Source organism: Aliidongia dinghuensis (assembly GCF_014643535.1).
GTDB lineage: Bacteria > Pseudomonadota > Alphaproteobacteria > ATCC43930 > CGMCC-115725 > Aliidongia > Aliidongia dinghuensis.
On record NZ_BMJQ01000024.1, the window covers coordinates 26180 to 45237 of the forward strand.

Sequence of the window (19058 nt, forward strand, 5' to 3'; positions counted from 1 at the left end):
TGCCGGCCGGAAGGGACGGTGCTATCGCCGGCACCTCAGGTCGGTATTCAAGCGTGAGTTGAGTTCTTCGGATGTTTGGCTCGAATCTGATGAATGAGAATGAAATCGACCTGGCACGGTTGATCGTGGAGACCTTGAATCTGGACTTCGACATCGAGACAGCCGATGCCAATACGCCGTTATATGGCGAGGGCTTTGGTCTCGATTCGATCGATATCTTGGAGGTCGCGCTCGCGGTGTCGCAGCGCTACGGCGTCAAGCTGCGCTCCGATGACGAAAACAACGTCGAGATTTTCAAGTCTTTGCGTGCCTTGAGCAATTACATCCAAGAAAACAAACAGAAATAGATGCCCGCTCGCGCCTGGCTCCTGTTCAAGGCGCTGCTGATCCTCTTCGCCATTGCCGCGCCATTCGTCACGCATTTCATCTTGGCGACGGGTGATTGGGGCATGGCCACTTATCTGCTGATCGCGGGTCAGGCGCTGCTGGCGCTTTGGGCGATTGGGATGGCGACGCGGCGCGCCTGGGCCCGCCTCGCCGGCGCGTTGATCCTGGCCGGCGGCCTCGCCCTGGGTGTGCTGCACCCGCGGGGCGGCTTTGTTCTGCTGACCGGCCTGCCGCACGCGCTGATCTATCTCGGCCTGCTGATGTTCTTCGGCATGTCGCTCCGCCCGGGCCAAGTGCCGCTGGTGACGCGGCTGTCCCATCAGATTCACGGCACGCTGCCGCCGGCGATCGATCGCTATACCCGGCGCGTGACCTGGGCCTGGTGCCTGTTCTTCCTGGGGCAGCTGCTGGGCTCGGCCCTGCTGCTTTGGCTGGCGCCGATCGCCTGGTGGTCGGCTTTCGTGAACATCCTCAATGCACCCTTGCTTACCGCTATGTTCCTGGGCGAAAAAATGACGCGATCCTTCTGGGTCACAAATCCCCCACGCGAGCATTTGCGGGATATCGTGCGGATGATCGTGATGGTGAAAGCTCAAATGGCAAGGCGCGATCGCGGATGCCCGCGGCCTCGGGAAACATGACGATGCAACCCCTTTCCTATCCGTTCCTGAGACACGCCAACCGGTCGGACATCCTGGTCCATGACGCCGAAGGCCCGATTTCGGTCGAGCGCTTCCTCGGCGACGTCGCCGCACTGGCGGCCCGCATGCCGGACGCGCGCCATGTGGTCAATCTCTGCGTCGATCGCTACCGCTTCACCGTCGGCTTCGCGGCAGCCCTCGTCCGCGAGCAGATCACCTTGCTGCCGTCGAGCGATGCCGAGGCGCCGCTCGAGCAGCTCGCCCGGAACTACGAGAGCGTCTATTTCCTGCACGATACGGATTTCGTCCTGATCGGGCGGGTGCCGACACTCTCGTTCCCACGCAATCTGGGGAGCGTTCCGGGCTCGCCCGTGCCGTCGTTTCCGGCGGATCGAACGGCGGCGATCCTGTTCACCTCCGGTTCGACCGGCGATCCGGTGCCGAATCCGCGCAGCTGGGGCGCTCTCGTGCGCAGCACCCGGGCGGCCGCGCGTGCGTTGGACGTGGCCGAGCTCGCCGGCGCGTCTCTGCTCGGGACCGTGCCGCACCAGCACAGCTATGGCATCGAATCGATCGTGATGCTGGCGCTGCAGCATGGGCTGGCGTTCCATGGCGCGCGGCCGCTGCTGCCGGCCGACATCATGGCGCAGCTGGCGGCCATGCCGGCGCCGCGCATCCTGATCACCACGCCGGTCCACCTGCGCAGCCTGGCCGCGCACGAGGGCGCATTGCCGCCGGTCCATTGCATCGTCAGCGCGACGGCGCCCCTGGCGCTCGACCTGGCGCAGCAGGCGGAAGCGCGGTTCGCGGCGCCGCTCTACGAGATCTACGGCTGTTCCGAAGTGGGCCAGATCGCCGCTCGGCGCACGGTCGAGACGGAGGAATGGTCCTGCATCGACGATATCGCGCTGACGCAACGGGATGACGACGTCTGGGCCGCGGGACCCGCTGCGGCGGTCGCGGCCCCGCTCAACGACATCATCGAGCTCAACGGCCCCAAGCGCTTCGTGCTGCGTGGCCGCAAGTCCGACATGGTCAACATCGCCGGCAAGCGCAGCTCGCTCGCCTACCTCAATTATCGCCTGAATGCGATCGATGGGGTCGAGGACGGCGTGTTCTTGCTGCCGGAAGGGAACGGCAAACGGCTCAGCGCCTATGTCGTGGCGCCGCGCCTCACCGCACGGCAACTGCTGGCGGCCCTCCGCCGCGAGATCGACCCGGCGTTCCTGCCGCGGCCGCTCGTCTTCGTCGACGTCCTGCCGCGCAACGCGCTCGGCAAGCTCACACGCCGCGCCCTGGAGCATCTGGTTCTTGAAGCCGTCGAGCGCTGAGGCGGGCTGGTCGTCGACCCTGCATCGCTTCGATGACGCGCACCCGACGGCCGCGGGCCATTTCCCGGGCAATCCAATCATCCCCGGCGCCCTGCTGCTCGATCATGCGCTCCGCGCGATCGGCATCGGCGGTGCCGCCGAGGTCCAGGTCGCGAAATTCTTGCGGCCGGTCCGGCCGGGTGACGCCGTGTCGATCCGGTGGCGCCGGGACGGCGCGCTCACGCAAGTCGAATGCTGGGTCGAGGACGAAAGAGCGCTGACCGGCGTGGTGCGCTCGCCATGAGCCTCGTCGATGCCCGACGTCCGGAATGGCTGCGGCGGAAGGAACGAGGCTCGATCCCGGTCATCCAGGCGCTCGTCTGGCTGTCCCTCGGGCTCGGCCGGCCGGCGGCGCGCCTGTTCCTGCCGGCGATCTGCCTCTATTTCATGATCTTCTCGGTCGCGGCCCGGCGTGCCTCGGTGCTGTATCTCAATCGCGCGCTCGGGCGCCGCCCGCGCTGGCTCGATATCTTCCGCCATTATCACGCGTTCGCATCCTGCGTGCTCGACCGCGTGTTCCTTTTGAAGAACCGAACGGACGATCTCGAGCTCCGGATCGAGGGCGAAGAGATCGTGAGCGGCATTCTGGCAAGCGGCAGCGGCTGCGTCCTCTTGGGCGCCCATATCGGCAGCTTCGAGGTGCTGCGCGCGCTCGGGCGCCGGCAGCCGAACTTGCGCGTCAACATGGTGATGTACGAGGAGAACGCACAGAAGGTCACCGCCGTGCTGAACGCGATCAATCCGGCGCTGACCGGGGATGTGATCAGCCTTGGCCGACCGGATTCCTTCATCACGGTCCAGCGCTGCCTCGATGAGGGGCATTTCATCGGCGTACTGGCCGACCGAAGCCTGACCGACGAGCACCAGGTCACCCGGCCGTTTTTGGGCGATCCGGCGCGCTTCCCGATCAGCCCGTTCCGGATGATCGCGATCCTGCAGAAGCCGGTCGTGCTGATGATTGCGGTCTATCGAGGAGGCCGGCGCTACGACATCCATTTCGAACGGTTCGCCGAAGCCGGTGAAATCCCCCGTCGGCCGGATGCATCAGCGCTTGACGGTCTCGTCGGCCGCTATGTGGCGCGGCTCGAGCACTATTGCCGGCTGGCACCCTACAACTGGTTCAATTTCTTCGATATTTGGAAGTGACATGAGAGCGCTCGCCGGCCTTGCCCTGCTGCTGCTCGCCCATGGTGCCTGGGCCGAGGAGGCGCCGTGGGGCCTCGTGCGGCTGATGGCGCAGCTTCAGGCGGTGAAGCAGGCCCGGGCCCACTTCGTCGAGCGCAAGACTGCGGCAATGTTGACCGCGCCAGTCGAAAGCACCGGGACCTTGAGCTATGTCGCCCCCGACCGGCTCGAAAAGATCACCCTGACGCCGGCTCCGGAAAGCATCGTGCTCGCGGGCGACACGCTGACCGGTGTCCAGCCGAACGGCGACAAATTCTCGATCTCGCTCGGCGATCACCAGGAGGTCGCGGCGCTGGTCGAGGGGGTGCGCTCGACCATGGCGGGCGATCTCCGAACCCTCGGCCGCTATTACGCGATCGATCTGGTCGGTCACCCGTCCGAATGGCATCTGACGCTGACGCCGCTCGACCGGTCCGTGCGCGACAAGGTCGACGCCATCCGCATCGATGGCGCGGGGGCCGTGCTCAGGACCATCTCGGTCCACGAGGCGGACGGCGACCAATCCGAAATGACCGTGATGCCGGACGGACCGTGAACCGCGCCTTGATCGTCTGGCTGGCCGGGTTGGCGCTCTCGGTCGGCATCATCCTGCACACGCCCTTCACCACCGACATGTCGGCCTTCTTGCCGCGCTCGCCGGAACCGACCCAGCAGATCCTGGTCGACCAGCTGCGCGATGGCGTTGCCTCGCGCCTGATCCTCGTCGATTTCGAGGGGGCGCCGACGGCGACGCTCGCCGCCATCAGCAAGGCCGTGGCGGCTACGCTGCGTCGTGCGCCGGATTTCAGTCTGATCGACAATGGCGAGGGCGGCATTGGCCGCCCCGACCAGGACTATATCTGGCGCAACCGCTATGTGCTCAGCGACGACGTCACGCCCGAGCGCTTCACCGCGGCGGGGCTGCATCAGGCGCTGCAGCAAGATCTGCAATTGCTGTCGTCCGGCATGGCGCCGCTTCTCAAAGGCAGCATCGGCCACGATCCGACCGGCGAGACCCTGGCTCTGGTGCGCCGGATGGCCGGCGAGGCGCAGCGGCAGATCCGCGAGGGCGTCTGGACGGCGCGGGACGGCACCCGTGCGCTGCTGTTAGCCCAGACCAGGGCGCCCGGTTTCGATATCGATGCCCAGGAGCAGGCGCTCGGCGCCATCCAGCACGCTTTCGCCGCGGCCCAGCGGTCAGTCGACGGCGGTGCCGCGGTGCGGCTGGTTGCGACGGGCCCGGGCGTGTTCGGCGTCAAGACGCGCGCCCAGATGAAGCACGACGTGTCGCTCTATTCGACCCTTGCGACATTGACCATCGTTGGGCTGCTGCTGGCGGTCTACCGCTCGCCGCGCATGCTGCTGCTGACCCTGGTGCCGGTCGTGTCCGGCGCACTTGCCGGCGTTGCGGCGGTCGGGGCCTGGTTCGGCTTCGTCCATGGCGTCACCGTCGGCTTCGGCGTGACCCTGATCGGCGAGGCGGTCGATTACGCGATTTATCTGTTCGCCCAGACCGATCCGGCCGAGGGGCCGTCAGGGACGCTGCGCCGGATCTGGCCGACCTTGCGCCTGGGCGTGCTGGTGTCGATCTGCGGCTTTGCGGCCATGCTGTTCTCGAGCTTCGTCGGCTTCGTTCAACTGGGCGTGTTCACCATCGTCGGCCTGGCGGTGGCCCTCGCGGTCACGCGCTTCGTGCTGCCAAGCTTGGCCTCCCGCCGTTACACGGGGCTGCGCGAGGCGGCGTTTGCGCCGGCGCTGCTGCGGCTCGTCGGGCGCGCACCGAAACTGCGGCTCCCGCTCGCAGCCTTGGCGCTGGTCGCCCTGGGGTTGGTAGCCCTCCGCAGCAATGGCCTGTGGCAGGACGAGCTGTCGAGCATGAGTCCGGTCTCCGCCGCCGACCAGGCGATCGACCGCGACCTGCGCCGCGACGTCGGCGCGCCCGACGTGCGATACATGGTCGTGGCCGAGGCCGATGATCAGGAAAGCCTGCTCGAGGCGTGCGAACGGGCGGCGGCGGGGCTGAAGCGGCTCATCCCGGCCGGCGTCCTGTCGGGCTATGATTCGCCCGACCGCTACCTGCCCAGCGCGGCGACGCAAGTCCGGCGCAAGGCGGCGGTGCCCGACCGGGCGACGTTGTCCGCCAACCTGGCGGCGGCGCTCGACGGCGTGCCGTTCCGGCCGGAGACGTTCACGCCGTTCCTCGAGGATGCCGCCGCTGCGCGCGAGGCGCCGCCGCTCACGCGCGCGGCGCTCGACGGCACCCTCCTTTCGCTGAAGCTCGACGCGCTGCTGATCGACCACGCGGGACATTGGGTCGGCGTCATGCCGCTGCGCGACGTCTCAGATCCTGGTCGCATCGCGGCGGCGCTCGAGGGCGTGCCCGGCGCGAAGCTGCTCGACCTCAAGGCGGAATCGGACCGGTTGCTGCACCGCTACCGGCAGGAGGCGCTGCTGCTGGGGATGTTCGGCTGCGGCGTGATCGCGGCCTTGCTGCTGGTGAGCTTCCGCGCCGTCGGCCCCGCCTTGGCCGTGCTGGCGCCGCTGGGCATCTCGGTCGTGCTGACCCTGGCGCTCCTGACGCTCGGCGGCCACCGGCTCTCGATCTTCAACCTGTTCGGTCTGCTGCTGGTCGTGGCGGTCGGGTCGAACTATTGCCTGTTCTTCCAGCGCGGCCATTTGACCGGAGCTGCCGGCCGGCGGACCGTCGCATCGCTGCTGCTGGCCAATATCTGCACCGTCGTGGGCTTCGGCGCCCTGTCGCTGTCGCGGATCCCGGTGCTGACCGGCATCGGCGGCACCGTTGCCATCGGCACGGCGCTGAGCCTGGTCGCCGCCGCGATCCTTACCCGGCCGGCGGCGTCGTGATGCGGGTGGTCGCGGACAGGCCTCCGACCGGGCAGCGGCCGCTGCTGATCATGCTGCCCGGTGCCGACATGCGTGCGGAGGACTTCCGGACCCACGGCTTTTTCGACGCCGTGCGCGCGGCCGGCCGGCCGGTCGACATGATCGCGGTCGAGACCGGCATGGAATGCTATCTCGACGGCGTTACCGTCCCGCAGCTGCATGCGCTCGTCCCGCCGCGGCCGGTCTGGCTGATCGGGATTTCGCTGGGTGGCATGGGCGCGCTGCTCTATGCCCGGGCCCATCCGGAGCGGGTCGCCGGCGTCGTCGTGCTGGCGCCCTTCATTGGTACGCGCGGTCTCGTCGCCCAGGTCGAGCGGGCGGGGGGCCTGCGGCATTGGCGTTCGCCGCCGGACGAGGCCATGACCGACGAACGCCGGCTGCTTGCGTGGCTTGGCGCCGGAGCCTTGCCGGACATCCATCTCGGCTACGGCACCGAGGACCGCTTCGCCGCCGCCCATCGCCTGCTGGCCGAGATCCTGCCGCCGGAACGCGTGCTGACGGCGCCCGGCGGTCACGACTGGCCGACCTGGTCCCGCTTGTGGCAGGACATACTCGCAACTTCAGCGTTCGGAGCGCTCGCGTGAACGAGACGATCAGCCCTCTTGTGCGCCGTGCGATCCGGCGTGCCGGCGTCGCCGGCCTGGCGTTGGCGACGGCCGGCTGCGCCACGGCGCCGCTCTTCGCACCGCCGCCTGCGACCGCGAGCGAGGAACAGATCTACACCCGGCTCTACCCTACCTATGCGGAAATCTGCGCCGTATCGCAGCTCGGCAAGAAATCCGGTTTCGGCGCCGAGATCAGCAGTGGCATCGGCGGCCATGCGGTACTCTATCTGAACGGTGTCTGCCGCAAGCGGGACGTCGATTATCCGGTCCTCGCCATGTGCGACGAGACCAACGACCCGGCCGACGGCGTCGGCCTCAGCGTCAACGCCCATTACCAGAATGCCGAATGGGTCGCCGTCGAGGGGCGGAAGTTCTTCTTCGACGGCGATCTCGGGCCGGGCGAGCCGCTGACGAAGGCGGCCTATCGCCGGACCCAGTCCGAAGCCTTGGCCAAGGGCGTCTTCAAGGGCGTGACCTTCCACGACGAAGTCTATGAGGACATGGCGCCGGGCTTCACGCCGGCGACGTATCAATACGAGATGTCGGTTGCGACCGACTATGCCATCACCTTCGGCCGCAACCGCTATTGCGCCCGCGTTCCGCTAGACCGGGCGCAGATGCAGATCATCGTCGGCTATCTGAACGAGCAGAACGCGCCCTATCGCGCCGGCGAGGTGTTCGATTGGAACCTCTTCGAGCACAACTGCGCCCATCTCAATCACAATGCCCTTGCCGCCGCCGACATCTGGGACGAGTGGGAGACCGATCGCTTCATCCTGGTCTCGCTGTTCGATTTCCCGGTGCCGAAGAACGAGTTCGTCAATCTGATGCGGCGAACCAACGACCTGCCGATCGACGACCTGGTGGCGCTCTATCGCGATGAGGCCGCCCGCCGCCTGCTGCTGAAGCGTGGGCGATTGCCGACTGAGCCGGGCGCGCTCTTGGATCTGGGCACCATCCCACGGCAAAACGAGGTCTATGATCCGGATTCGCGCATCATCTTCTATGACGAGCCGATCACCGGCAGGTACGAACAGCATTTTCGCGAGATCCTGAGCCAGCCTCGCTATTTCCGGCTGCGCGACAACCTCGCCTATTTCGCCGGGCTTTATGCCAAGATCGAGACCGGACGACGGCCGGTCGAGGCCTATCTTGCCGATCATCCCGATTGGGACGCCGACAGGCAGGCCGACTTCCGCCAGTTCTATGCGGCGTATTTCACCTATGTCGATCGGGAGTCGAAGACCGTCGCCCGGGATCTCGCGGCGCTCGACGCCAAATCTCCAATGCCGGGACAGTCGTGACGTCTTTTGTTCTCAGCCACTTTGCTCTCGCCTCGCCCTTGGGCGCCGGCCGTGCCGAAACCGTCGCCGCACTCCACGACGGACGCGGCGGTCTCAGCCCCTGCGCGTTCGAGACCGTACGGATCCCGACTCACATCGGTGAGGTCGACGGGCTCGATCGGCCGGTCGCCGGCGGGCTCGCGGATTATGATTGCCGCAACAACCGACTGGCGCTGATGGCGCTGGAGCAAGACGGCTTCATCGATGCCGTGGCCGGTGCCCGCAAGCGCTATGGCGCGCATCGGATCGGCCTGTTCGCCGGTACCAGCACAGCCGGCATCCTCGAAACCGAACTGCTGTTCCGCCGCCGCGACCCGGTGACCGGCGCCTTGCCGGCGGATTTCCATTACGCCCAGACCCACAATACCTACTCGGTCGCCGATTTCGCGCAGCGGGTGCTGGGCCTCGCCGGACCGGCCTTCGTCGTGTCGGCCGCCTGCGCCTCGACGGCGAAGGCGTTCGGCAATGCCGCGCGCATGATCGCGCTCGGCCTGTGCGATGCTGCGGTCGTTGGCGGCGCCGACAGCCTGTGCCTGACCACGCTCTATGGCTTCCATTCCTTGCAACTGACCGCCGAGGGGCCGTGCCGGCCGTTCGATGCGTCGCGGAGCGGCATCTCGATCGGCGAGGCCGCCGGCTTCGCGCTCCTCGAGCGGGCCGAACGTGCTCCGGGGGCGATTTCCCTGCTGGGCATCGGCGAGAGCAGCGATGCCCACCACATGTCGAGTCCGCATCCGGAAGGCTTGGGCGCGCGGATGGCGATGGAAAGGGCGCTGGCCGCAGCGGGCCTGGCGCCGGAGGACATCGACTATATCAATCTGCACGGCACCGCGACCCGCGTCGGCGACGCGGCCGAGGACCAGGCGATCTGGGGCCTCTTCGGCGACCGGACGCCGTGCAATTCGACCAAGGGCCAGACCGGCCATACACTGGGCGCCTCGGGCATCCTGGAGACGATCATCGCGGCGCTCTGCCTCGACGAGGGCTTCATTCCATCGAGCCCGACGACCGAGCGGCTCGACCCGACTTTACGCTGCCGTTATCTGATTCAAGGCACCGACCGGCCGCTTCGCCGGGTCATGAGCAATTCCTTCGGCTTCGGCGGCAGCAATTGCAGCGTGATCCTGGGGGCCGCACCGTGAAGCTGTTCGTCGACGGCATCGGCCTGTGCGGGCCTGGCCTCGCCGATTGGGTCCAGGGGGCTCCGATCCTGGCCGGCAGCGCGATGTACCATCCCGCTCCCGTGACATTGGTGCCGAGCGAGCTGCTGCCGCCGGCCGAGCGGCGGCGCATGACCGAGACGGTGAAACTGGCGCTGGCGGTCGGCAGCGAGGCAGTCGCCCGGTCGGAACGCCAGGCGGAGGCGCTGCCCTCGGTCTTCACCTCGTCCGGTGGCGACGGAGCGACCATCACCGACATCCTGGAGATTCTGGCGTCGGAGGAGCGCGGGGTCTCGCCGACCCGCTTCCACAACTCGGTCCATAACGCGCCGTCCGGCTATTGGAGCATCGCGACCCATTCGCGCGAATCCTCGACCAGCCTGTGCGCCCATGATTTCAGCTTCGCCGCCGGCCTCCTCGAGGCGGCGAGCCTGGCGACGAGCGAGACCAAGCCGGTCCTGCTGGTCGCCTATGACCTCCCTTATCCGGCGGCGCTGCACGCGGCGCGGCCCATTCAGTCGATCTTCGGCACGGCCCTGCTGCTGTCGCCGGCGCGAGAGAGCCGGAGCTTGGCGACGCTCACCCTGTCGCTCGATCGCGAGGCCGCCGAGACGACCATGCCGGATCCGGCGCTCGAAGCCTTGCGCATCGGCAATCCCGCGGCCCGCGCGCTGCCGGTGCTGGCGGCGCTGGCCGGCGGGGCTCCGCGCCGGGTCACCCTGGCGCTGATGGCCGGCAACCGCTTGACGCTCGAGGTGGCACCGTGATCGGCCGGGCGCAGATCGAGGCGCTCATCCCCCATGCCGGCCGCATGTGCCTGCTGGATCGGATCGAAGCTTGGGACGCGCGCACGATTCGCTGCCGGGCAACGAGCCATCGCGATTCCGCCAATCCGCTGGCGGTCAACGGACGGCTCGGAGCGGCGTGCGGCGTCGAATATGCCGCGCAGGCAATGGCGCTGCACGGCGGCTTGACCGGGGCGGTGGGCGGCCGTCCCCGCGCGGGCTATCTCGCCAGCCTGCGCGCGCTGTCGCTCAAGGTCGAGCGGCTCGACGGTCTCGCGGGCGACCTCATCGTCGAGGCCGAACGGCTGGCGGGCGAAGGGGCGAGCGTGTCCTACGGCTTCAGCGTCAGTCATGACGGCATCGTGCTGCTGAGCGGGCGTGCCGCGGTCATCCTGGAGGGAAAAGCGACATGAAGCGGGCGCTCGTCACCGGCGGCAGCGGCGATATCGGGTCCGCCATCTGCCGCAAGCTCGCCGCGGACGGCGCGCATGTCGTCGTCCATGCCAACCGGAACCTGGACCAGGCCGAGGCGGTCGCCGAAGCCATCCGGGCCGCCGGAGGGGCAGCCGAAGCCGTGCAGTTCGACGTGACCGATGCCGACAGGACGGCTGCGGCGCTCGAGCGCTTGGCGGGTCCGATCCAGATCCTGGTCAACAATGCCGGCATCCACGAGGACGTGGTGATGCCGGGCATGCGGCGCGACCAATGGTCGAGCGTGATCGACGTCACGCTCAACGGCTTCTTCAACGTGACGCAGCCGCTGTTGATGGCGATGATGGCGACGCGCTGGGGGCGCATCGTCAACCTGTCCTCGGTCTCGGCCCTGGTCGGCAATCGCGGCCAGACCAACTATGCGGCCGCCAAGAGCGGCCTGCACGGCGCCACCAAGTCGCTGTCGCTGGAACTGGCCAGCCGCGGCATCACCGTGAATGCGGTGGCGCCCGGCATCATCCAGTCCAAGATGACCGAAGGCAGCTTCGACAAGGAGGCGATCGGCCGGCTGGTGCCGATGAAGCGGGCCGGTACGGCCGACGAGGTCGCGGACCTGGTGGCCTTCCTGGCGTCGGACCGGGCCAGCTACATCAGCGGCCAGATCATCTCGATCAACGGCGGGATGATTTGAGCCGGTGGGCCAGCAGCAATGGCAGGCGGACGAGAAGGCTCGCCAGCAGCCGCAGGTGCATGCAGGTCAGCAGGGCATTGTCCCGTCCATAGCGGAAGTGCGAGACACCGCCCTCGTCCGGCGTGAAGTAGCGCACGGGGGCGGGCAGGCTGATCGGGTTGAAGCCGCTCCAGCACAGGCGCACGGCAGCCTCCGCGTCGAAATCGAAGCGTCGCATCCAGCGATGCGCCTCCATCACCCGGCGCAGAGCGGCGACCGGATAGACCCGGAAGCCGAACAGCGAATCGAAACCGCCGCTCCAGAGCGTCTCGACATCGGTGCACCAGTTCGAGAGCTTGCGGCCCAGTACCCGAATGCGGGGCGCGGTGTCGTCGAAGATCGGACGCCCCAGGATCAGGCTTCGAGGATTGTTGCGCGAGGCGGCGATGAAATCGGGAATGAGGGCCGCCGGATGCTGGCCGTCGGCGTCCATGGTCAGCGCGTGGGTAAAGCCCGCCGCCTCGGCCAGGCGGATACCGTGCAGGATCGCCGCACCCTTGCCTTCGTTTCGGGCGAGCGTCAGCAGGCGGATCGCGGGGTCTTCCGCGGCGAGACGCGCCAGGCTCTTGTCGCTGCCGTCGGTGCTGCCGTCGATCACGACCCAGACCGGTGCCCAGAAGCGCCGCGCCTCGCGCACGGTCTCGACCAGCTTCGGACCGGAATTGTAGCTGGGGATCAGCACCAGGTGCGTGCGTGCGATCGAGGGAGTGGCGGCAACGCGCGGTGCTGCCGGCGGGGCCGGGCGCATTGCCGTTTCGAAATCGAGACCCATGGCCGAGGATCAGGTCCTCGGCGCCGTTGCGGCTTGGCGGACGAACAGACGACCAAGCTTCATGAGGCCGGTGTTCACGTAATAGAGCCCTTTGAACAGCAGCAGTCGGGAGCGGATCGGCGAATCCTCGGCGACGTCGCCGGCCAGGAGCGACAGCACCGCTTCCTCCATGCGGAACAGATTGCGCGGGGCCATGAACAGATTGCGGATCACCGGGCTGGTGATGCGGTAGATGAACCAGGTGAAGCGGTCGCGGCCGGTAATCACTTCGCGCTCGAACTGCCGGAGCGCGGTTCTGGCCTCCGCCGGCCGGTCGAGGCACCGGACGACGGCGTCGGCACCGATGAAGGCGCTGCGCATGGCGAGATAGACGCCCGTCGAGAATACCGGATCGATGAAGGTCGAGGCGTCGCCGATCAGGATGAAGCCGTCGCCGCTCATGCGGTCGGTGCCGTAGGAATAATTGCCGGTCGCGGTGGCGGGGCCGGTCAGGGTCGCCCCCGCAAGGCGCTCCGCAAGGGCGGGACACTGGTCGATCAGGCCGCGGAACAATGCCGTGGTGTCGCCCTGGCGGTCCTTGAACACGGCCGGCGGGCAGACCGCGCCGACGCTGGTCGTGCCGTCCGACAGCGGAATGAACCAGAACCAGCCCTTGGCGAACCAGAAGATGCTGATGTTGCCCTCGGCCTTGCCCGGGAGCCGTTCGGCACCGGCGAAATGGCCGTAGACGGCAGCGCTTTCGTGCCGCCGGTTGCGCTGTTTCAGCTTCAAGCGGTTGGCGAGGAACGTGTCGCGGCCGGTCGCATCGACGACGAAGCGCGCGCGCCATTGCCGGGTGCTGCCGTCCGCCATCGTGCCGGCGACCTGGGCGCCGCTGCCCCGGATGAATTCGAGCTCGGTCACCCGGCAGCCCTCGATCACCGTGGCGCCCTTGGCAGCCGCGTTCTTCAGCAGGATATGGTCAAAATCCGAACGGCGTACCTGGAAGGAATAATCCATGTCCTTGCGCCAGCCGTCGGCGAATTCCAGAAGGCTCGGCTTCGGGTGGTGCGGCGACACGAACTCGATGCCGAACTTCGGCATGCCGACCCGCTCGACCGCCTCGCGGACGCCGAGCTTGTCGAACAGGGGAAGATTGAACGGCAGCAGCGATTCGCCGATGTGGAACCGGGGATGCTGGTCCTTGTCGACCAGCATGACGCTCTTACCCCTTTCCGCGAGCAGGGCGGCAATGGTCGAGCCGGCAGGACCGCCGCCAATAACCAGGACGTCGCAAATCTCGTCACCCATGCCGACGGTCACCTGTCCCACTCCGATGCTCCGACCTGCGCCTGTCTCCCGCACTTGTCGGATGCCATGATCGGCGATCATGGTCAACGTCTCCCGCATCGGCTTCGTTCGAGCGTTTAGCATAGGGATTTGCCCTCAACCAGAAGCATCTGGTATGGGGAAACGGGTCGCGGCCGCGCGGCACTTGTCCGACGGGGATCGTGGAAAAACCTATGGATGCCAGCCGCGACGAGAATGATGCTTTCGCCGCGCGGGCAACGCCGCAATTCGTGCGTGCATTGTTCAACGACACGGCGCCGCACTACGATACGATCAACGCGATCTTCTCGCTCGGTTCCGGCGGCTGGTACCGGCGGCGCTGCCTGCGCCGTGCCGGGCTCAAGCCTGGGCACAGGGTGCTCGACGTCGCAATCGGCACCGGCCTCATCGCTGCGGCGGCACATGACATCGTCGGGCCGGACGGCGACATCATTGGCCTCGACCTCAGCGAGGCGATGCTCGCAGAGGCTCGGCGCAAGCTCGATATTCCCCTGATACAGGGCCTGGCCGACCAACTGCCGCTCGCCGCAGCGACGGTCGATCTTGTCGTCATGGGCTATGCCATCCGGCATATCGACGACCTGGACGCCTGCTTCCGCGAGTTCCGCCGGGTGCTGAAGCCGGGCGGCATCCTGCTGCTGCTCGAGGTCAGCAGCCCGACCAAGCCGATTTACCGCACGACGCTTGCCCAGTACCTTGGCCGTGCCGTGCCGGTATTGAGCCGATGGATCACGCGACAGCCGAAGATCCGGGCGCTCATGGCGTATCACTGGGAAACCATGGAGAATTGCGTGCTGCCAGCGGTGATCGAGCAGACGATGGTGCGTGCCGGATTTTCCGACGTGGTGTGCGAGGGCTGGTTCGACCTGTTCCGCAGCTATGCCGGCCAGCGGCGCTGACCGCGAACTTCGAGAGAGGAAAGCCTCGATGACGAGCGCGGTACATCAGACGGAGCATCTGCTGTTTCTCGTGCTGCTGCAGCTGATCATCATGATCGGCGCCGCACGGCTGATGAACACGGTATTCCGCCGGTTGGGTCAGCCGGGCGTCGTCGGCGAGATCGTCGCGGGCCTGATGCTCGGACCGTCGCTGTTCGGTCATTTCTTTCCCGGAACTTCGACCGATCTGTTCGGCAAGACCGCATCGCCGCCGATCGTCATTCTGAGCCAGATCGGCCTCATCCTGCTGATGTTCCAGATCGGCACGGACTTCGAGTTCGGCCATCTGAAGGCGGCGCGCAACCGGCTTGCCACCGTCTCGGTCGCGATCGCCTCCATCTGCGTCCCGTTCGCCCTCGGCTTCGCCATCGGCGAGGCCTCGGCCCCGACGCTCGCACCCGGCACCGATGCGCTGACCTATAGCCTGTTCCTGGGCGTCGCCGTCGCGATCACCGCCGTGCCGGTGTTGGGACGGATTCTGCGCGAATACGGCCTCAACCAGACTGAAATCGGCGTGGTGGCGATTTCCGCCGCTGCGATCAACGATGTGGTCGGCTGGGTCCTGCTGGCCGGCGTGTCGGCTTATGCGACCGCCAGGTTCTCCGCCGTCCAGATGAGTCTGCAGTTGGGCGGCTTGGCGGTGTTCATCGTCGTGCTTGGGGTCGTATTGCGCCCGCTTTGCGACCGGCTGTTGAAGCGCCTGCCGGTCCGCGACGGCGAGGTGCCGCCCAACCTGATGGCGATCGTGCTGTGCCTGGTCTTCGCGATGGCGATCTGGACGTTCCAGCTCGGCATTTTCGCGATATTCGGCGGTTTCGCGGCCGGGTTGCTGTTCCATCGCCACCTGGGCTTCGTCGATGCCTGGCGCCGACAGGTCGGCCAGTTCGTGCTGGTGTTTTTCCTGCCGATCTTCTTCACCTTCACCGGGCTCCGCACCAACATCCTGGGCCTGACCGGGGCGACCGACATGCTATGGCTCGCGATCGTGCTGGCCGCCGCCATCCTGGGCAAGATCGTTCCGGTCTATATTGGTGGGCGGCTCGCCGGGTACAGCCATCACGAATCGGCCATTCTCGGCTCGCTCATGAACACGCGCGCGCTCATGGAGCTGATCGCGCTGAACATCGGCTTCGATTTGGGCTTCATTCCGCAGAACGTCTTCACCATGCTGGTGATCATGGCGGTGACGACCACGGTGATGACGGGGCCGCTGCTCAAGCTGCAGCTGCCGCGCGCCGGCCACCCAGTCCCGGTCGGCATCGAGGCCTGATCTCCACCCCACGCGGGACGGAACCATTCCGCCGACGCCGGCGAAATACTATATGAGATGTGGGCGGCCGGGCCGCCCCGGTATCCTGGCTGCGGGAGTCGAAGCCATGCGCGCAAGCATCCTGATCCTGTCCCTTTCGGTCTTGATGGCCGGCGCGACACCTTTCACGGCAGCCCGTGCCGACGACAACGACAGTACGGCCGTCGAGCAGGCGCGGCGCGACGGCCGGGCAGTCGGTCAAGGCACGCGAGACACCGCGATCGAGGTCGGCAACGGCGTCGAGAGCACGGCCAACAAAGTCGGTCACGGCGTCCGTGACACCGCGATCGAGGTCGGCCACGGCGTCGAGAACGCGGCTCACGCCGTCGGTGCCGGCTTCGAATCGGCCTGGAATTCTCTGGTCGGCAAGGACGACAAGGCGAAGTAGCCGGGCCTGACAGGCTCGCCCGGCGGCCCGCCAGGAGAGGAAGCCGGTCGAGACCCAGGGCACGGCTGCGACCAGCACCAGGCCGGCCATGAGCGCCAGCACATAGCCGGCGATCGGCAACAGCAGCACCGCTGCGAGAATCCCGACACGACCCGACGCTGTGATACCCTGACAGTCATGGCGATCTGGAAAGAAACCATCATGCTTTTCAATGCATTACGGAATCTGACGCTATTTCTCGATTTAGAAGAAATGCGGGTGATCGAAGAATAACGGCGGGTCTTCGGTCGTGCCCGCGCTCCCGATGAAAGCTGTCCCGCCCCGTCTCTTCGGGGCTCTCTTCTATGGGGGGATGGTTTCGGCGGCATTGCCGGCTGTAGCGGGGGGACAATCGACCGTCCCTTCGCAAACGCAGCAGATCGTCTACGACATCCCGGCTGAGAGCCTTGCCGCTGCACTCAAGGCTTATGCCGAGGCCAGCGGCGTGCAGGTGCTCTACGAGACGGCGCTGACGGACGGCCAGCGGTCGGCGGCGGTGAAAGGAAAACTGGCGCCCGATATCGCATTGCAGATGCTGTTGGCCGGCTCCGGCCTGATCAGCCGCCATACCGATGTCGACGCCGTAGCTATTCTGCCGGCGCCGCGGGCGGAGACCGCCGCCGCGATGCCCCAGGTCCCGCCGGACGCCCGCTTCCTCGGTGCCTTGCAGGCCGGTCTTCTTGATACGCTCTGCCGCAGCGACGAGACGCGGCCGGGCGCTTATCACGTGGGCGTGCAGTTTTGGATCGCGCCCGACGGCGTCGTCCAGCGCTCGGCGTTGCTTGGCTCCACCGGAGAGCCGCGCCGCGATGCAGCCCTCGCCGGCGCGTTGGGGACGATCGCGATCCGCGCCCTGCCGCCGCCGGGGATGGGGCAACCTGTCACCCTGATCATCACGCCCCGCTCGCCCGCAGAGGGTGACGAGTGCGGAGGGCGATGAAGGGGCGAGCGGGTCAGTCCTCAATGGCGAGACGACAGGGCGTCGCCGAATTGTAACCGAGGGGCACTACAAGGCGCCTTGTCATTCCGGTTACGTGCGGGTAGCTCGGCGAGAAGTGGTCCGGCCAATGGGGAAAACGACATGGGCGGTGCTGCGCGACCTGTTGGCCGGCCGATATGAAGAGTTCAAGTTCCGCCTGACCCGCCGGCTCGGTTCCGAGGAATTGGCCGGCGAAAGCCTCCAGGAAACCTGGCTGCGTCTCAATCGGTATGACGAGGTCGGCCCGGTGCAAAGCCCGGCGGCTTATGTCATGCGCGTTGCGCTCAACATAGCGGCTGATCGCAGGCGGGCCGAGGACCGTCTGGCGCGCCGGCGGGAAGTCGATGCCGCTCTCGATGTCGCCGATCCGGCGCCCGGCCCGGAGCGCGAGGCCGAAGGGCGGCTTCAGCTCGAAGCCCTCCGTCGCGCCATCGACACGCTGCCGGACCGCGCCCGGGAGATCCTGACGGCGGCGCGGCTCCAGGGACAATCGCAGCAGGAGATCGCGGATCGGTTCGGTATTTCGACCCGCATGGTGCGCATCGAATTGCGGCGGGCCCTCGATCATTGCGAAGCGCAGCTCGGAGAGGATTTCCTATCCGGACCGGCCCCGTCGTCTATAGAGAAGGCGGATCGTCCGGCACCCGCGGCTGGGGGTGATCGGACAGGAGCCGCGACCCGACGATGACCGCCATGGACGAGACGACAACAGACGAGCTCAACAGTGAGGACGACGCCCTGCGGCGCGAGGCCAAGGACTGGGTCGTGCATGTCGCGACAGGGCCCGTGACCAAGGGCGATCTCAAGGCCCTGGCGCGCTGGCGGGCGCAGAGCCCGAAGCATGCCGAAGCCTATGCCCGGGCCGCCGGCCTGTGGCAGGCGTTGGGAGAGCCCCTCGAAGCCGCCGAACGGGTGCCGCGGCAAGATCCGGTCGGCCGTTCCGCAAACGCCAGGCGGCCGCTTGGGCGCCGCGCCTTTGTCGGCGGCGCGCTCGCCGCCTCGGCGGCGGCCGGTCTCGCGGTCGCCTATCCGCCCTTTGGCCTTTGGCCCTCGCTCGGTGAACTGACGGCACAGTATCGCACCGGGACGGGCGAGCAGCGGCAGATCGCACTCGGGGACCGCTCCTCGGTCGAGCTCAATACCAGGACCAGTCTCGATATCCGGCAATCGGTCGAAGCGGACAGCATCGAGCTGATCGCGGGCGAAGCCGCCCTGGCTGCGGGAGCGAAGCCGCTCGCCGTCCACGCTCTGGAGGGTCGAACTTCTGCGATCGAGGCGCAGTTCACGGTGAGGTGCGACGGCCCGGTCGTGCGGGTGACGTGCCTCGCCGGCAGCGTCGCGGTCACCTATCGCGGGGACACGGCGAGAATCCTGCCGAAGCAGCAGGTGGCCTATGCCGCTGCGTCCGGTCTCGGTTCAGTGACGCCGGTCGATCCGGAGATTGTCGCCGGATGGCGCGACGGCCTCCTCGTCTTCGACAACGAGACGCTGTCGCAGGTGATCGAGGAGGTCAATCGCTACCGTCCGGGCCACATCATCCTGGTGAATGCGGCGCTGGGCGGGCGGCGAATCTCCGGACGCTTCAAGATTGCCCGGCTGGACGCCGTCCTGACGCAATTCCAAGCGGTGTTCGGCGCCAAGGTCACATCGTTGCCCGGTGGCTTCGTTCTGCTGGGCTGATGCCGTGCCGGGACGAACAGCGGACCGACAATTTCCCGGTTTTCAGAAATTATTTTTGCACGGTCCATTTCCTATCGGCTGACGCCCGGACGTCTATAGGCCG

The 19058-nt window shown here is 67.1% G+C and carries 21 protein-coding genes; 19 read left to right on the forward strand and 2 right to left on the reverse strand.

Annotation, left to right across the window (positions count from 1 at the left end; all coding sequences use genetic code 11):
• The first annotated feature begins 89 nt into the window (after window positions 1-89).
• Genes IEY58_RS30835 through fabG form a run of 13 tightly spaced genes read left to right on the forward strand, consistent with a single transcriptional unit; the run spans window position 90 to window position 11482 of the window.
• Entirely contained in the window at window positions 90-347 is a 258-nt protein-coding gene (locus tag IEY58_RS30835; protein ID WP_189052022.1) for a phosphopantetheine-binding protein, read from the forward strand.
• A complete protein-coding gene (locus IEY58_RS30840) occupies window positions 348-1028 on the forward strand; it encodes a COG4648 family protein (RefSeq protein ID WP_189052023.1) in 681 nt (226 codons plus the stop codon).
• Window positions 1025-2359, forward strand: a complete 1335-nt coding sequence (locus IEY58_RS30845) for an AMP-binding protein (protein ID WP_189052024.1) — start codon at window positions 1025-1027, stop codon at window positions 2357-2359. The genes IEY58_RS30840 and IEY58_RS30845 overlap by 4 nt, the downstream gene beginning before the upstream one ends.
• Window positions 2340-2642, forward strand: a complete 303-nt coding sequence (locus IEY58_RS30850) for a beta-hydroxyacyl-ACP dehydratase (protein ID WP_189052025.1) — start codon at window positions 2340-2342, stop codon at window positions 2640-2642. Before IEY58_RS30845 ends, IEY58_RS30850 begins: the two co-directional genes overlap by 20 nt.
• The gene (locus IEY58_RS30855) at window positions 2639-3544 is read left to right on the forward strand and encodes an LpxL/LpxP family acyltransferase (protein ID WP_189052026.1); all 906 of its coding nucleotides are present in this window, start codon (window positions 2639-2641) and stop codon (window positions 3542-3544) included. Before IEY58_RS30850 ends, IEY58_RS30855 begins: the two co-directional genes overlap by 4 nt.
• A gap of 1 nt (window position 3545) precedes the next feature.
• Window positions 3546-4118 (forward strand): outer membrane lipoprotein carrier protein LolA, encoded by a 573-nt coding sequence (locus IEY58_RS30860; RefSeq protein WP_189052027.1) that lies wholly within the window; start codon window positions 3546-3548, stop codon window positions 4116-4118.
• A complete protein-coding gene (locus tag IEY58_RS30865; protein WP_189052028.1) occupies window positions 4115-6427 on the forward strand; it encodes an MMPL family transporter in 2313 nt (770 codons plus the stop codon). Before IEY58_RS30860 ends, IEY58_RS30865 begins: the two co-directional genes overlap by 4 nt.
• Window positions 6427-7050: an alpha/beta fold hydrolase gene (locus IEY58_RS30870; RefSeq protein ID WP_189052029.1), complete on the forward strand. Its 624-nt coding sequence runs from the start codon at window positions 6427-6429 to the stop codon at window positions 7048-7050. The genes IEY58_RS30865 and IEY58_RS30870 overlap by 1 nt, the downstream gene beginning before the upstream one ends.
• Window positions 7047-8375, forward strand: a complete 1329-nt coding sequence (locus IEY58_RS30875; RefSeq protein ID WP_189052030.1) for a hypothetical protein — start codon at window positions 7047-7049, stop codon at window positions 8373-8375. The genes IEY58_RS30870 and IEY58_RS30875 overlap by 4 nt, the downstream gene beginning before the upstream one ends.
• Window positions 8372-9556 carry a beta-ketoacyl-[acyl-carrier-protein] synthase family protein gene (locus IEY58_RS30880; RefSeq protein WP_189052031.1) on the forward strand — a complete coding sequence of 395 codons (1185 nt, stop codon included), beginning with the start codon at window positions 8372-8374 and terminating at the stop codon, window positions 9554-9556. Before IEY58_RS30875 ends, IEY58_RS30880 begins: the two co-directional genes overlap by 4 nt.
• Window positions 9553-10341, forward strand: a complete 789-nt coding sequence (locus tag IEY58_RS30885; protein ID WP_229744084.1) for a beta-ketoacyl synthase chain length factor — start codon at window positions 9553-9555, stop codon at window positions 10339-10341. Before IEY58_RS30880 ends, IEY58_RS30885 begins: the two co-directional genes overlap by 4 nt.
• Window positions 10338-10772, forward strand: a complete 435-nt coding sequence (locus tag IEY58_RS30890; RefSeq protein WP_189052032.1) for a 3-hydroxylacyl-ACP dehydratase — start codon at window positions 10338-10340, stop codon at window positions 10770-10772. The genes IEY58_RS30885 and IEY58_RS30890 overlap by 4 nt, the downstream gene beginning before the upstream one ends.
• The gene (gene fabG, locus IEY58_RS30895) at window positions 10769-11482 is read left to right on the forward strand and encodes a 3-oxoacyl-ACP reductase FabG (RefSeq protein ID WP_189052033.1); all 714 of its coding nucleotides are present in this window, start codon (window positions 10769-10771) and stop codon (window positions 11480-11482) included. The genes IEY58_RS30890 and fabG overlap by 4 nt, the downstream gene beginning before the upstream one ends.
• Here the strand turns inward: fabG and IEY58_RS30900 are convergent.
• Together IEY58_RS30900 and IEY58_RS30905 are read right to left on the reverse strand one after the other, a co-directional pair.
• Complete coding sequence (locus tag IEY58_RS30900) at window positions 11463-12293, reverse strand: glycosyltransferase family 2 protein (RefSeq protein ID WP_229744085.1); 831 nt, start codon at window positions 12291-12293, stop codon at window positions 11463-11465. The two genes, fabG and IEY58_RS30900, sit on opposite strands and share 20 nt — an antisense overlap.
• A 9-nt stretch (window positions 12294-12302) precedes the next feature.
• Window positions 12303-13604, reverse strand: coding sequence for an NAD(P)/FAD-dependent oxidoreductase (locus IEY58_RS30905; RefSeq protein WP_229744086.1), 1302 nt, complete (start codon window positions 13602-13604; stop codon window positions 12303-12305).
• 191 nt (window positions 13605-13795) lie between these two features.
• On the opposite strand from IEY58_RS30905, the gene IEY58_RS30910 reads away from it, so the two are divergent.
• The 6 genes from IEY58_RS30910 (at window position 13796) to IEY58_RS30935 (ending at window position 18955) form a co-directional block, all read left to right on the forward strand.
• Window positions 13796-14521 (forward strand): class I SAM-dependent methyltransferase, encoded by a 726-nt coding sequence (locus IEY58_RS30910; protein WP_189052034.1) that lies wholly within the window; start codon window positions 13796-13798, stop codon window positions 14519-14521.
• A 28-nt stretch (window positions 14522-14549) separates the two neighbouring features.
• Window positions 14550-15830 carry a cation:proton antiporter gene (locus IEY58_RS30915; RefSeq protein WP_189052035.1) on the forward strand — a complete coding sequence of 427 codons (1281 nt, stop codon included), beginning with the start codon at window positions 14550-14552 and terminating at the stop codon, window positions 15828-15830.
• A gap of 106 nt (window positions 15831-15936) precedes the next feature.
• A complete protein-coding gene (locus IEY58_RS30920; protein WP_189052036.1) occupies window positions 15937-16257 on the forward strand; it encodes a hypothetical protein in 321 nt (106 codons plus the stop codon).
• Window positions 16258-16609: 352 nt separating this feature from the next.
• A complete protein-coding gene (locus IEY58_RS30925) occupies window positions 16610-17236 on the forward strand; it encodes an STN domain-containing protein (RefSeq protein WP_189052037.1) in 627 nt (208 codons plus the stop codon).
• Window positions 17214-17963: an RNA polymerase sigma factor gene (locus IEY58_RS30930; protein WP_229744087.1), complete on the forward strand. Its 750-nt coding sequence runs from the start codon at window positions 17214-17216 to the stop codon at window positions 17961-17963. The genes IEY58_RS30925 and IEY58_RS30930 overlap by 23 nt, the downstream gene beginning before the upstream one ends.
• On the forward strand, window positions 17960-18955 hold the full coding sequence (locus IEY58_RS30935; RefSeq protein ID WP_189052038.1) for a FecR family protein: 996 nt from the start codon (window positions 17960-17962) through the stop codon (window positions 18953-18955). Before IEY58_RS30930 ends, IEY58_RS30935 begins: the two co-directional genes overlap by 4 nt.
• Window positions 18956-19058 lie beyond the last annotated feature (103 nt).

Bases quoted from the DNA above. Each gene is read 5' to 3' on its own strand.
- fabG (WP_189052033.1), top strand. From the start codon at position 10,769: ATGAAGCGGGCGCTCGTCACCGGCGGCAGCGGCGATATCGGGTCCGCC.
- IEY58_RS30870 (WP_189052029.1), top strand. From the start codon at position 6,427: ATGCGGGTGGTCGCGGACAGGCCTCCGACCGGGCAGCGGCCGCTGCTG.
- IEY58_RS30840 (WP_189052023.1), top strand. From the start codon at position 348: ATGCCCGCTCGCGCCTGGCTCCTGTTCAAGGCGCTGCTGATCCTCTTC.
- IEY58_RS30925 (WP_189052037.1), top strand. From the start codon at position 16,610: ATGGTTTCGGCGGCATTGCCGGCTGTAGCGGGGGGACAATCGACCGTC.
- IEY58_RS30900 (WP_229744085.1), bottom strand. From the start codon at position 12,293: ATGGGTCTCGATTTCGAAACGGCAATGCGCCCGGCCCCGCCGGCAGCA.
- IEY58_RS30845 (WP_189052024.1), top strand. From the start codon at position 1,025: ATGACGATGCAACCCCTTTCCTATCCGTTCCTGAGACACGCCAACCGG.
- IEY58_RS30835 (WP_189052022.1), top strand. From the start codon at position 90: ATGAATGAGAATGAAATCGACCTGGCACGGTTGATCGTGGAGACCTTG.
- IEY58_RS30920 (WP_189052036.1), top strand. From the start codon at position 15,937: ATGCGCGCAAGCATCCTGATCCTGTCCCTTTCGGTCTTGATGGCCGGC.
- IEY58_RS30935 (WP_189052038.1), top strand. From the start codon at position 17,960: ATGACCGCCATGGACGAGACGACAACAGACGAGCTCAACAGTGAGGAC.
- IEY58_RS30855 (WP_189052026.1), top strand. From the start codon at position 2,639: ATGAGCCTCGTCGATGCCCGACGTCCGGAATGGCTGCGGCGGAAGGAA.
- IEY58_RS30915 (WP_189052035.1), top strand. From the start codon at position 14,550: ATGACGAGCGCGGTACATCAGACGGAGCATCTGCTGTTTCTCGTGCTG.
- IEY58_RS30910 (WP_189052034.1), top strand. From the start codon at position 13,796: ATGGATGCCAGCCGCGACGAGAATGATGCTTTCGCCGCGCGGGCAACG.
- IEY58_RS30860 (WP_189052027.1), top strand. From the start codon at position 3,546: ATGAGAGCGCTCGCCGGCCTTGCCCTGCTGCTGCTCGCCCATGGTGCC.